Raw genomic sequence first — 13086 nt, forward strand, 5'->3', positions numbered from 1 at the left:
TCCGATTAGATTTTTTAGCCAAACTCATTTGATCTTTAGCGAAGCTAGCGACTATGCGAATCCCACGAATTTATACCGAGCAAAATTTATTAAGCGGCGAGCAGATAGCATTGGAAGAAGCGGCCTCGCACCACTTAAGCAAAGTGCTGCGCATGCAGCCGGGGCGCGAGCTAATTCTGTTTAACGGCGCTGGTGGTGAATTTGCCGCAACCATTCACGAAGTCACCAAAAAGCATGTGACCGTCAGCATTTCAGAACACACAGTAGACGACCGTGAATCGCCGCTGGAATTAGAGTTAGCGATTGGCATATCCCGCGGCGAGCGCTTTGAATGGGTACTGCAAAAAGCCACTGAATTGGGCGTCACCAAAATCACCCCGCTGATTACCGAGCGCACTGAAGTGAAAGTAGGTGGTGACCGACAAGAAAAAATGCACGACCGCTGGCAGCAAATTCTGATCAGCGCCTGCGAGCAGTGCCAGCGCAATCTGTTGCCGGTACTCAGCGCACCCGTGCAAATTTCCGATTGGCTGCCGCAAGTAAAATCCGACCTGCGTTTTGTCCTGCATCACCGCGACAGTAAAAGCCTGCCCGCCGAACAAAAACCCGAAAGTGTCACCCTGCTTATCGGCCCCGAAGGCGGCCTCAGCGACCGCGAAATCGCCCACGCCCTTGAGCAAGATTTTAATGCGTTAACCTTAGGGCCGAGAGTCTTGCGAACAGAAACTGCACCAGTCGCGGCAATTAGCTTGGTGCAATATTTGTGGGGGGATTTTTGAGTTTAACTACTGTGATACAGCAAGCTTCTAGCCTCCAATAGGCAATTGGACGGAACTGTGATAGGCAATTAGACGGAGCTGTAATAGGCAATTGGACGCAAGTCTAACCGTCTTCCTGCCCATTCAATGGGAAGATGAGTGCCTTGTACTACTACCTAAAGGCGCCATTAATTTCATCCTGAATGATGATTTGTATGGTGTAGTATTTGTGGGGGGAAGGGGTTTAATAAAAAACGAATGAAAATATTTTTACTCACTCATGAACGCGAACTGCAGCGCTTAACCAACACCGGCGTGTTGGCGCAAAGCGTTGCACCGGAAATCGTGGAGCGAATCGTCTGGTCGAGAAATTCACCTGATCCGTCATTGCTGGATGCAATCAACCATGAGAATACAGTGTTGCTCTATCCGGTAGAGGATGCCGAAGCCGCACCTATAGCTGCATTTGAAAATATCATTGTGCTGGACGCCACCTGGCAGGAAGCACGCAAAATATTTAATAAAAGCCCTTATTTAAAAAACCTACCCAGAGCGCAGATCAAACCCCGGCAAGCATCCCAATATCAGCTAAGGCGCAATCAGCCGGAGGGAGGTTTGTGTACGGCTGAGTGTGTAATGGAAATACTCATTACAAAAAATCACACTGATGTTGCTGGGCGTTTGGATGCTGCATTTACAATTTTTAATTCGCAGCCATAGCGCTGTCCCTACGCATTCCTGATTCTGATTTATCACTAACTACGTATCCAACCACACAGACAGGCGCAGCAAAAGCCTAATAGGATGTGTCTGTTCCAGTTAAATTGACCCTACTAACGCCAACCTTCTGTACAAAGTCTACGGCGCGACTAGCTTGATTAACGTTTAATAACGCGGTGGTTGATATGTCTAATGAGTTGAAATTTGAATATGAAGGCATGGAGGTCAGCGTAACTTACGATCCAGCAACAAATAGCGTTAAGCGCACCGTTACCGAATTCGGCACAGAAATTCATATCGATGAATTAACGTTTGATAAATCAGCTGTCGCAAATTTCGGAGTCATGAGCGCGGAAGACCAAGCTAAAATAGCGACTGCATGGGGTGCGGCGGGAATTAAGACGAGGCTAGAAGAGGGGCAGCTTGGTTCAATTAAAAACGCTTAGTGTGCTTACCAATATAGTAGGCTGCAACTATGCAGCCTACACCAATCAGGATTACCGGAAATCCGTCTACCAGTCCGCCACGAAAGACGCCTTTAATCATAATTACCGTACCAATTACATAAAGCCACAAAACAAATTTATTCATTTGATCCCTGATTCGTATGTTTTTTCAGGCCAAGCTTCGTCCAGCTGAAACACCTCGCGAAATGATAGCCCTTCTATCCAATTCATTTTTTCATCTTTAACAATCCCATGAGGAAAAATTTTTAGAGAGTTAGGGGTGCTAATATTTGCCCAAGGGTTGAAATAGATAGTGTTACGTCTAGAAGCCAATGATGTCGCATGTAAATCGTTGAAAATCCAAACAGCACTCACACGTTTGCACTGTGGTCCGCTTTTTCCAATCCAGACACCGTTTGGCGCTCGCTTCATTTCAGATTTTTTGGATCTCGGATTGAAAACCATTTGTTCTTGACCAAATAAAGCTTGCATTTCATCAATGCGATGAAGAAAAGAGCTATTAAAATTAACCGCAATTACCAATGGTTTATCGAGTTGGCCATATTTGCCACCCTTGAATTTTACTGCATCTCTAATTGGACTCCATGCGTCTAACATACCTCCTCCCATACCACTTATACCTATTAGGTTTGAGCTATTACCTCTTCCCTCAGGACTAATTGGAAGTGGACGTATTTGCAGATCCCAACCTTCATGGCTCCAGCTAAGAGGTGCAATAGAATCTAAACCTGCTTTTTGGATTTGTGTTGATATTTCATCTGGATCTAACGTATTCAGCCAGTTATGGATTTCATTTAATAATTTTTTTCCGCTAGGTTGAGTTTTTGGAGTGCCTTCATCATCAATAACGATCATAAAATTATGATGTGGGGATGCTGATAATGTGTCAAATACAACCCCTTTTCTTATTTCTCCCCCTTTATCCAACTCATTACGTTCGGCCACTAGCACAGCCTCTAAATAAAATTCTTCGCCATCCGGTGCGTTTACTAAAAAATCTGGTTTAAATTGAATCCCATTTGGCAATATAGGATGAGGGAATAGTTTGAATCCGGTGCGTAATAGAGCTTCATGTAAAAACAATTCAAATGAGGCTGACTTAAAATGAGTGTCATCTCCCGAGCGAAATCTACGCGCTAAATCATCTACGTCTGCCAGAGGATATCGAGATATTGAACTTTCAATCAGATTTCTTACGGTCTCAATCTCTGGCCATGCAGAGCGATTGAAAAAATTAAAATAGGTCTCATTATTTTTTTTGGCTTTGACATCATTTCTAAAAAAATCATCCAAAATTTTATTGGAGGCTAAACCCATTGTGATCTACCTAATGCCGGTTCTGATCTTGAAAATATCATCCCGTCGTTATTCATACGTATTTCCTATCTCCATCCAATGGCGTGATTTTCTACTATAGCCAAGGATTTGAACAATACACGTCATTACAGGGAGTTATAGGCGGAGAGAGGCTAATCGTCCCGTGTCATAACTTCCAACAATTCAATTTCAAACACCAAATTCGAATTGGGTTTTATCAGCGCGCCGATTTGGCGTTCGCCGTAGGCTAAGTGTGCGGGGACTTGGAGTTTGCGTTTGCCGCCGACTTGCATGCCCATTAGGCCTTGATCCCAGCCTTTAATCACACGGCCGGTGCCGATAACGCATTGGAAGGGTTTGTTGTGGCGGTGGGAGGAGTCGAATTCGGTGCCGTCTTCGAGCCAGCCGGTGTAGTGGGTGGTGATGAGGGCGCCTTTGACGACGGTTTTACCGTCGCCAAGTTGTAGGTCTTCAATGATGAGGTCGTTCATAGCTGAGGGGATTGCGTGGGCGATTAATTATCTAAGTGCAGATAATCCAGAAACGCGCGCTCCATGGCTTCTACATTGGGTATTACCGCTTCTTCGCCAGCCCAAGAGACGTGCATGAGTTCAAAGGGTTTGTTGTCGCTGTCTTCGCGTTCAGAAATTTCCTCTTCCGTAACACGCGCCAAACGGGGCAGGCCTTGGGTGAGAATGGCGATAAAGGGCAGGGATTCGTGTGCGCCAGTGGTGTTGAGTACGGCAAAACGCGAGCGGCTGGCGACGCCGGGTTTGTCTTCGCCATTCATGACTTCAAAGGAGAAGAGCGGAATGGTCTGTTCGCGCCAGTTGCAGTTGCCGAGATACCAAGCAGGTGCATCGGCGACAGGAATCACTTGGGAAACAGGAACAATTTCGGCCACGGTCACGTTGGGGGCGAGTAACAGGCGCCCCTGAAGTGGAATGAGCAGGCTGGCGACTTCTTGTATCTTTTTCTCGATGCGCTGGGGAGCTCTCATGAAGATCTGATCCTGTTGGTTCTTGTTGTGCTTATTAATTGTCGCTAACGAATGCCCTGATCAGATTCGTTAGCGCTTTAGCTGTGCCAGTGCGCGCGCCAAATATTCGGGTGTGCCATTGAGGCTGACACAACCAGTGGCGAGGGCGGAAACGGGCATTGAATCGCTGGTGCAATCCGCGGGCGATTGCGCCCAGGCCTTGCCGCCTACTTGTTTAATCAAGCGGCAACTGGCCGCGCCATCATCACCCATGCCGGTAAAAATAATCAAGCCGCAGCGCTCGCGGTAAATGCGCGCGGCATTGGCGGCTAACTGGTCAATCGAGGGGGCATAACTGCCTTTCCATGACTGGCCATAATTCACTACTAGGGTGCCGTTTGCCAAAATTTCAACCGGGTCGCGGGCGGTTACCAGGGTCAGACTATTGGCTTCTAGCACCACACCTTGTGTTGCAACCATCGCTGGATAGCTACCGGCATTGGTCATCATGCGGTTCAGTGTTACCGCCTGGTTTGTATCTATATGTTGTACATACAAAAAAGCGATGCCCAGATTGGCGGGCAGTTGCGCCAGAAACCGTTTTACTGCTGCCGGGCCGCCGGTAGACGCGGCCAGTACCCAGAGTTCACTGGCGGGATTGGCCTGTTGCAGGTTGATATCACCGCGCAGCCGTTGCAAACGTAGGCCCGTGCGCCGCAACCAGGCGCTGTGTTCGTCGCTGCCCGGCGCAAATTCGCTGCTGTCGCTGAGGATAATCGGCACCCGGCTCTGCGCGAATAACTGCTCCAGCAGTTGTTGGTCGTCGCAATAATCCTCGGCGACATCGACTACCCAGGCATCCAGCGGTTGTTCAAGTAATTGTTGAGCTGCCGCTTCGCGCGCTGATAGCAGTAGATGGCAGCCCACCTTGTGACCCGAGTGAGCAATCAACTGGGTTAGCGCCTGCTGCTTGTGGGCACTATCGACCAGTATTCCCAGCTGCAGCATAGCGGCGCCTTATTTCACGGTTTTGCCGAGCAATTCGTTGATGTTGTTGAGCAGCAGATCTTCCTGATAGGGCTTGCCCATGTACTTGTTCACGCCGAGGCTAAAGGCGCGCTCACGGTGTTTTTCGCCAGTGCGCGAGGTGATCATGATGATCGGCAGATCTTTCAGGCGCGAACTGGTGCGAATATTTTTGGCGACTTCAAAGCCGTCCATACGCGGCATTTCGATATCCAGCAGCATCACATCGGGGATATGGTCTTGCAGCACTTGCAGTGCTTCTACCCCGTCTTTCGCGGTGATGACACGGAAGCCTTCGCGTTCCAGGAAGCGGCTGGTTACCTTGCGTACGGTTACCGAGTCGTCCACTACCATAACGGTCTTTTCCGACAGATCTTCCTCTGGTACGGCGCCCGCTTTGGCAGGCTCCAGCAATACGGTGCTCTGCAGACCGAGCGCCAGTTGTTCGCGGATCATGGCGTGCAGATCCAGAATCACCACGACACTACCGTCGCCCATTACTGTGGCACCGGATACACCGCGCACCGCACTGAACTGGGCACCAAGGGTTTTCACCACGATCTCACGTGAACCGAGCAGGCGATCCACTTGCAGCGCGACCGTGTGTTCGGTACTGCGTACTAACACCACCGGCAAAGGCAGGGTTTGGCCATCGAGTTTCGGTTGGGCGCTGGAGTCGAGCAGGTTGCCGAGGTAGCGCACCAGATAGTTTTCGCCGGCGTAATCAAAGCGGGCGGTGTCATCTTGATAGTAGTGCTCCAGCTCAAACGGGCTGACGCGCACAATACCTTCAATGGAGTTGAGCGGGATGGCGTAAAGGTCATCGCCAATTTGCACCATGAGCGCGCGGTTCACCGATACGGTAAACGGCAGGCGGATGGTGAACTCGGTGCCATTGCCCCAGTTGGAGTCGATAAACATGGCGCCGCCGAGTTGTTTGATCTCGGAATGCACTACGTCCATGCCCACACCGCGGCCGGAAATTTGCGTTACTTTCTCTGCCGTACTGAAACCGGCATGCAGAATAAATTGGATGATGTCTTGATCGGCGAGTTGGGCATCGGCCGACATCAGGCCGCGTTCAATCGCTTTTTCTCGCACGCGCTTGAGGTTGATACCGCGCCCGTCGTCGATCAGGCGTAGGATCACATCGCCACCTTCGCGGCCAAGGGTTAGCAGGATGCGGCCATTGGGATTTTTACCGGCGGCGATACGCTCATCGGGTGTCTCGATCCCGTGGTCAACCGCGTTGCGCAGCATGTGTTCAAGGGGCGCAACCATGCGCTCCAAGACGCTACGATCCAGTTCGCCTTCGACGTTATCCAGCTCGAAATCTACCTCTTTGCCCAGTTCGGTCGCGGCTTGGCGCACGATCCGGCGCAGGCGCGGTACCAAGCGGGAGAAGGGCACCATGCGCGAACGCATGAGGCCTTCCTGCAGGTCGGTATTAATCCGCGACTGTTGCAGCAGCAGGGTTTCGGTGTCGCGGGTTTTATCCGCGAGGGTGTATTTCAAGTCCATCAAGTCCGATGCGGATTCGATCAGCGAGCGCGACAGCTGCTGCAACTGCGAGTAGCGGTCCATCTCCAGCGGGTCGAATTCTTCGTGTTGCATCATTTGTTCCTGACGGAACAAGACCTGTGCTTCGGTTTCGATATCGAGGCGGCGCAACTGTTCTTGCAAACGCTGGATGGTGGAATCCATCTCCTCGATAGATCCGCTCAAGTCGATGACTTGTTGTTCCATACGGCCACGGCTGATGGAGGTTTCACCGGCAAGGTTTACCAGTTCTTCGAGTAATTCGGCCGAGACCTTAACCACTTCTTGCGGGCCAGTGCGGCGCGCCGCCAAATGCTGTACTTGCGCCGGGCCGCTGTTGCCAGAGCGCAGGCCGCTGCCGTATTCAGTGCCGGGAATAGCGCCTGGAACCGGTGCAACCGGTTTGGCTTTGGGGGCGAAGGTCAGTACATTAGGTTTCTGACTGGGGCCATCATTGCGTGTATAGCTATCATTATCAGCGCTGTTGTCAGCTAGATCGCGGGTATTGTCGACAATAACAGTAGGTGTGCTGTAAGCAGGTTGCTCGTCGTGTAATACCGGAGGATCTTCGCTGAATTGAATACCTTCAACTACCTCATCAACGCTGACGTACTTATCCTCAGTTGTTAACTGATCGTCAACCGCGACATAGTTATCCAGTACCGGAATATCGGTTGCTTGCAGCTCATCATGGCTTGTTGCACCGTTATTCATACGGGCTTGGGCCTGGCTAACGCCAGCGTGCATGCGGTCTTGGTAATCGTGCAGACGATTGAAGAAAGACTGATCCAGCTCGGCATCGTCATCCATTTCGATCAGGATGGTTTCAAAGTCATGCGAAAGGTCGCCCAAGTCGCTCAAGCCCGCTAACCGCGCGCCGCCTTTGAATGTGTGCAGTGAACGTTTCAGTTCTTCGACGCAATCGGTGTTATTCCAATCGTCCTGCCACTCATTGAGTGAGGTGTCGATTTCTTCCAGCAATTCGGCCGCTTCTTCCAGGAAGATCTCAACGATTTCAGGATCAAAGTCTTCATCTGCCTCTTGGTCAGCCTGCGGTTGTGGCGCCGCAAATTGAACCTCAGCCGGGGGTTTAATGCTCTCAGCAACGGGTAACTCAGCCACAAGTTCGTAGGCTTCTTCTATTGCTTCTGGGAGTTCGCTTGCTACTGGATCTGGATTTACCTCTAGCTCTATAGCGATTTCGTCTTCGCTGCTGTCTAGTTCGAGGCTGTCTTCCTCAACCAAACTGATTTCGGGCAGCAGGGTGTAGGCTGTGTTATCTACTTCCTCATCAATAAGCTCGATGGTCTCATCATCAGCTTGAGCCAGCGTGTCGTAGGGGGCCGGTTCGTCGAATTCAATCTCTTCATCCAGCTCGGCAAGAGGGATTTCTTCGGCGAATGATGCGTCATCTGCTTCAATTAGGGTGACTTCATCGCTTATCGCGGTTTCGTTCGCTGTATCTTCATCGGCTGGCGCCAGGTCTTCGATCAGGGGAATATCGTCTTCAATTGAAGAGATTTCTTCGTTGATCAAGGTGCTCAGTGTGACCGCTTCGGTGCTGAGTAATTCATCCAGCTCATCGTTAACAGCGTCGGGAATGCCATTCAGATTTTGACCGGCGGCAATCGAGTCCACCATGTCCAACAAGGCGATATGGGCATTGTTAAGCGTGGTGCAGACTGCGGGTGAGCAGGCCAGTTGCTCGGCGATCACGGTCTCATAGACGCTGTGAATTTTTTCGCTCAATTCAGCCATGGCAGGCAGATAAGCGTGGGCCGCGGCCTTAGTCAGTTTGCCCAGCTCATCCATTACCGGTATTAGCTGAATGGCGTCGGACGGATCGGCAGCCCACTGCGCGATAATCTTGTCTGCATCGAGCAGCAGATTCATTTCCTCGGCCATAAAAATGGCGAGCAATTCAGGGTCTACCGGGCGTTTGCCCGTTTCATCCAGCTCTTGCAGGCTGACTAGCGGGGTGACATGGATGTCACGGAGTTCGTTGACGCGCGCGATAAACTGATGGAGACGCGGAATATCAACCGACTCGCCCGCCTCGATTTGATGTAACGCAATTTGGGTATAACTGACGGCATCGCGCAGCAGTTGGAGGATATCGTCGTTGATATTGACATGATAGGAGCGCAACTCTTTGACAAAGCGTTCGAGTGGCGTCGCCAATTCCGCCACTTGCGTGACTTCGGCCATATGCGCGCTGCCCTTTAGGGTATGCAGTGCGCGCTGTATGCCTTCACTGGGCGGCTCGTAAATGGGCGCCTCTGCTTCCATACGCACAATATAGTCTTCAACTACCTGTAGATGGGTGAGAGCTTCGGCCCCAAAAATCTCCCATAGCTGGGCGTCCGGGTCATCTATATCAATGTCGTCATCGGCTGAACTGCTGAAGTTAAACGTGCTGGTTTGCTGTTCGTTATAGGCCTGCGTTAGTTGCGCGACTTCATCTTCATCAACAATTTCGACCTGATCTTCTAGCGTGATTAAGGGCGATGTTTCCGCTTCGGCACTGAAGTCGAGGACTTCATCTTGCTCACCCAATTCAACCAGAGGTAGCTCGGCTATCTCCAGTGTTATCTCTTCATCAGCACTATCGTGAGCATCGTCTTGTTCGCTGGTGAAGTTAAGTTCATCGGATAGCTCCGCTATGGCTTCGCTATAGGCGGCTTCGTCTTCCAGATGAGGCTCTTCAATATCCGCTTCTTCCTGCTGAAGGCCAAGGTCGCTATCTTGCTCATCGTCTTCGTCTGCTAGCAGCAGGTTCTCTTCGCTGTCGTCCGCTTCTGTCGTAGCGATTGGTGCCGGGTTATCGTCTGATTCATCTGACAACCCATCAGGGATGACGCCTTGTGCAAGCGATACTGCCTGCTGGCGATAGGTTTCAGCCAGTTCTGCATGAGGGTTGGGCAGATTGTCGCGGAAAGCGGCGATCATATCCGGCAGTAGGGAGCGCACTTTTTCGATAATCTGCACGTGCACAGCGCCAGCAACTATGGTGCGGTCGATCACGCGGTTAAGCATGTTTTCGATTGACCAAGCTAGCTCGCCAATTTCGTTGGCGCCAACCATGCGGCCACTACCCTTGAGGGTATGGAACGCGCGACGGAATTCGGTCAGTGCTTCTTTATCTTCAAAGTTTTGCGCCCAGCGGGGGAAATACTCGGCGATAGTTTCGGTAACTTCTGTTGCTTCTTCGATGAAGATTTCGATGATCTCATCATCAATGTCGTCATCGTCACGCTGAATAACAGGCGCGTCGGAGGTGGCGACTAAATTGCTTTCTTCTGGCGCGTCTGCGGCCTCTATCGCTACCGCATCTGTTTCAACGGGTTCTACTTCAGCAGTGTCAGCCAAATCGATTTCAGCGGCTGAAAGTTCAGTAGCTTGCGCTGACTCGGTTTGATCTTCAGGCGCAGCGTCTTCAGCTGGTAACTGAGCTGAGGCGTAGCTGGCCGATAACTGTGCAAATTCGTCGGTAATTGAGTCTGTAATTGGGTCTGGGTCTGTAGTGCCTTGGTAGGCTGCGCTTAACTGTTCTGCAGCAGTTGCGTCATCATTTGCGTCAGGTGTTGATGTGTCGTCATTAATGCCGGTGTTGTCCACCCGTGTATCGGCGGGTTTGGTAATTTTGGCAACTGCATAGCCAAGGCTGGCGACACTTTCTTCCGCCACGCTGAGCAGCAGGTCATTTTCCTCTTTGCGACCGCCACTACTTAAGCGCTCTAAATAGTACTCAACACTGGTAATTGCATCGGCGAGGGTATCGAGTGTGGACCATTGGGGGGTTGCATCTTGCTGCAGCAATTGCTCTTCAATAAAGCGTGCGCAGGCGCCGAGAATTCGCGCCGGGCGCGGCAGCGGCATTATGTCTAATCCGCCGCGAATTTCGCGCAAAGTAGTTGGTACAGATTGCAGATGTTGGCGATTCCACTGCGACGCTATGTATTCAATAATCGCGTCTTTAGCATGCTCAAGTCCGTTGCGCGATTCGCGCAGCACCGACTCTTTGGCGCGGCTGAGGGTGATGTCGGAATCTTCACCGCTGTCGCCGTCCTGATTGCTCATTTCGGTCAAACTATCGAGTGAGTTCTCAATCGCAATCAATTGACTGGCGACACCAATTAATTGCTCATCGGACAGCTGGCTATGGGATTCGACCACCAAGTCCAATACTGCGCCTTGCTCGAGGATACTTTTGCGCAGATCGCCCAAACCGAGCACCGCCATGGTATCGGCAACGCGTTTGACAATTGGTAGGGCGTTGCTGAGAGCGGACTGGGTATCACCGCCTGCAAGACAAGTGTCCAAGCTATCTTTGATCAGGTTTAACTCTTCTTTCAGTGCACCCACTACTGAGCGCATTGCTTCGGCATCGGGTACCGAGAGCATGTTTTGGCTATCTTCGCTGGTCTCTTTGCCTTCGAGCAGCGCCTCTTCAAGATGGTAGGTTTCGTAGATACGCTGTAACTGGGAGTTGGGCGGAAAGCCGGGAGCGTGTTTGCCCGCGCGCGCAACATAGTAGAGCAGGTTTTTAATCAGCTCGTCATTGGTAAAACTATTGAGTGCTTTGATGCCGTGTACGGCGAGTACTTTGATTTCTTTATCGAGCTGGCGGAGCAGATTTTTTACTGCGACGCTGATTTCAATCGCGTCGATTTCAATCGCTTCAACCAGTGCTAGCGAGATATCCCAGAGCGCAAAACGCGCTGTACCGTGGGTGAGTTTTTGCAGACGGGAAAAAGCCTTGTGCAAGTAAGCGAGATTTTCTTCCGGATTCACATTGCGGATAAAACCCGACGCCGCATATTGATACATCTGGCGCAGTTTGAGCACCATCGCCTGAAATTGCACATTGTCGTTGGTAACGGGTAGGCGCGCGCCGGAGGCTTTTTTAGCTGGGGTCAGGTTGGGTACAAAGAGTTTGGTATCGGTGAGCAGGCTTTCGCCGCGCACCGCGCGCAAATCGTTGAGCAGTGGTAGAACCACCAGTGGATTATCTTTGCGCGTATTTTTGACTTGGTCGAGATACAGCGGGAATTGCAGAATTGCGCGCATCAGTACTTCTTGCGCTTCACCGCTGTTGGCGACTTTCTCGGCGATCATCGCCTGAGTCAGTTGTTCCATTTCGCTGGCCAGCATGGCCGCGCCATAGAACTCCACCATCTGCAGGCTGCCATGCACCTGATGGATATGGGTAAGGCAGAAGCGGATACGCGCCGCGTCTTTAGGATTTTCAACATAGCTTTCGAGGGCTTGGCGCGCTTCTTTTAGCGTCTCACTGATCTCATGGATCAACCAATCCAACGCGGCAAAATTGCGATTATCTGCCATGCAGAACGTTCCTCTCGTTGTTCTCGTTTTTATCGTTCTTCACGAACGTAAGCCTGCACTTGGTCATCGCCAGTGCGTTGCATTTCGGGGTGTTCCCAGTCCACTACTTCACCAAGGCCAACAATCAGTAGGCCGCCTGGTTTCAAACGGTCGACTAACGCATTCAAAACATCACGGCGCAGCCAGCGGCGGAAATACACCAACAAATTTTGGCAAAAAATCACATCCACTTGCACCATGGGGAGTTGGCGCGCGTGAACTATATTGGTGTGAGTAAAACATACGCGGTCGCGCAATTTATTCACTACCTCATAACTACCATCAGTACAGACCTGCAGGTAGCGTTTAACTTCATCGGGTTTTACCTGCTCCACGCGGCGTTTGCTATAGCGGCCTTTACGACCGGCAGCTAAGGCCGACGAGCTGATATCCATGGCAGTAATACCGTAATAAGGGTTAATCGCCGCCAATTCAAAACAATCGTTGACTACCATTGCTAGTGAGTAGGCTTCTTCACCGGTTGCGCAGCCCATGCTCCAGATATCGAAACTGTTGTTCAGGGCTTTATTATTGATTTTTTGCTGCAGGTAATTGCGCACATATTCAATCGATTCGCGATGGCGGAAAAAACTGGTTTCCTTTACTGCAATACGATCGATCAAGCGCGACCATTCCACCTTGGCTTCGATGGTTTCCTGAGCAATAAATTGGAAATAGCTATCGTAATTTTCATCGCCATGATCGCGCATACGCGAACTCATTTGCGATTCAAGCCAGGCTTTCTGCTGAAAAACAAGCTGGATACCGGTGCGCTCTTCCAGCAGCTTGCCCCATTGGAGAAACTGATCTTCGGAGAGTGTAGGTAGTGTGCGCAGTGACCAGGCCATAGGCAATATCTGTAAGTTACTGGCTGTGATGCCAGCGGGGCTGGCAT

General features: G+C 50.9%; 9 protein-coding genes. 3 read left to right on the top strand and 6 right to left on the bottom strand.

The genetic code is table 11. The features are described 5' to 3' along the window. Nucleotides 1-53 precede the first annotated feature (53 nt). The 3 genes from AC2CG4_RS19010 (at nt 54) to AC2CG4_RS19020 (ending at nt 1924) form a co-directional block, all read left to right on the top strand. Nucleotides 54-779 (top strand): 16S rRNA (uracil(1498)-N(3))-methyltransferase, encoded by a 726-nt coding sequence (locus tag AC2CG4_RS19010; protein ID WP_484487768.1) that lies wholly within the window; start codon nt 54-56, stop codon nt 777-779. Between the two features lie 204 nt (nt 780-983). Then, a complete protein-coding gene (locus AC2CG4_RS19015) occupies nt 984-1478 on the top strand; it encodes a tRNA-uridine aminocarboxypropyltransferase (protein WP_484487843.1) in 495 nt (164 codons plus the stop codon). Between the two features lie 185 nt (nt 1479-1663). After that, nucleotides 1664-1924 carry a hypothetical protein gene (locus AC2CG4_RS19020; protein ID WP_484487769.1) on the top strand — a complete coding sequence of 87 codons (261 nt, stop codon included), beginning with the start codon at nt 1664-1666 and terminating at the stop codon, nt 1922-1924. A 141-nt stretch (nt 1925-2065) separates the two neighbouring features. Here AC2CG4_RS19020 and AC2CG4_RS19025 read toward each other — a convergent pair whose 3' ends face one another. From AC2CG4_RS19025 to AC2CG4_RS19050, 6 genes are all read right to left on the bottom strand, one after another. Continuing rightward, complete coding sequence (locus AC2CG4_RS19025) at nt 2066-3262, bottom strand: hypothetical protein (RefSeq protein WP_484487770.1); 1197 nt, start codon at nt 3260-3262, stop codon at nt 2066-2068. A gap of 152 nt (nt 3263-3414) precedes the next feature. Then, nucleotides 3415-3753 (bottom strand): FKBP-type peptidyl-prolyl cis-trans isomerase, encoded by a 339-nt coding sequence (locus AC2CG4_RS19030; protein ID WP_484487771.1) that lies wholly within the window; start codon nt 3751-3753, stop codon nt 3415-3417. Nucleotides 3754-3776: 23 nt separating this feature from the next. Further along, the gene (locus AC2CG4_RS19035) at nt 3777-4262 is read right to left on the bottom strand and encodes a chemotaxis protein CheW (RefSeq protein WP_062058162.1); all 486 of its coding nucleotides are present in this window, start codon (nt 4260-4262) and stop codon (nt 3777-3779) included. A gap of 69 nt (nt 4263-4331) precedes the next feature. Then, nucleotides 4332-5249, bottom strand: a complete 918-nt coding sequence (locus tag AC2CG4_RS19040; RefSeq protein ID WP_484487772.1) for a chemotaxis protein CheB — start codon at nt 5247-5249, stop codon at nt 4332-4334. 9 nt (nt 5250-5258) lie between these two features. Continuing rightward, complete coding sequence (locus AC2CG4_RS19045; RefSeq protein ID WP_484487773.1) at nt 5259-12152, bottom strand: hybrid sensor histidine kinase/response regulator; 6894 nt, start codon at nt 12150-12152, stop codon at nt 5259-5261. Between the two features lie 29 nt (nt 12153-12181). Continuing rightward, nucleotides 12182-13039: a CheR family methyltransferase gene (locus tag AC2CG4_RS19050; RefSeq protein ID WP_484487774.1), complete on the bottom strand. Its 858-nt coding sequence runs from the start codon at nt 13037-13039 to the stop codon at nt 12182-12184. Nucleotides 13040-13086: the final 47 nt, after the last annotated feature.

It is taken from the genome of Cellvibrio sp. ATLC23 (assembly GCF_057196725.1).

Coding starts and splice junctions, on each gene's coding strand:
- AC2CG4_RS19010 (WP_484487768.1), top strand. CDS start 54: ATGCGAATCCCACGAATTTATACCGAGCAAAATTTATTAAGCGGCGAG.
- AC2CG4_RS19020 (WP_484487769.1), top strand. CDS start 1,664: ATGTCTAATGAGTTGAAATTTGAATATGAAGGCATGGAGGTCAGCGTA.
- AC2CG4_RS19025 (WP_484487770.1), bottom strand. CDS start 3,262: ATGGGTTTAGCCTCCAATAAAATTTTGGATGATTTTTTTAGAAATGAT.
- AC2CG4_RS19030 (WP_484487771.1), bottom strand. CDS start 3,753: ATGAACGACCTCATCATTGAAGACCTACAACTTGGCGACGGTAAAACC.
- AC2CG4_RS19035 (WP_062058162.1), bottom strand. CDS start 4,262: ATGAGAGCTCCCCAGCGCATCGAGAAAAAGATACAAGAAGTCGCCAGC.
- AC2CG4_RS19040 (WP_484487772.1), bottom strand. CDS start 5,249: ATGCTGCAGCTGGGAATACTGGTCGATAGTGCCCACAAGCAGCAGGCG.
- AC2CG4_RS19045 (WP_484487773.1), bottom strand. CDS start 12,152: ATGGCAGATAATCGCAATTTTGCCGCGTTGGATTGGTTGATCCATGAG.
- AC2CG4_RS19050 (WP_484487774.1), bottom strand. CDS start 13,039: ATGGCCTGGTCACTGCGCACACTACCTACACTCTCCGAAGATCAGTTT.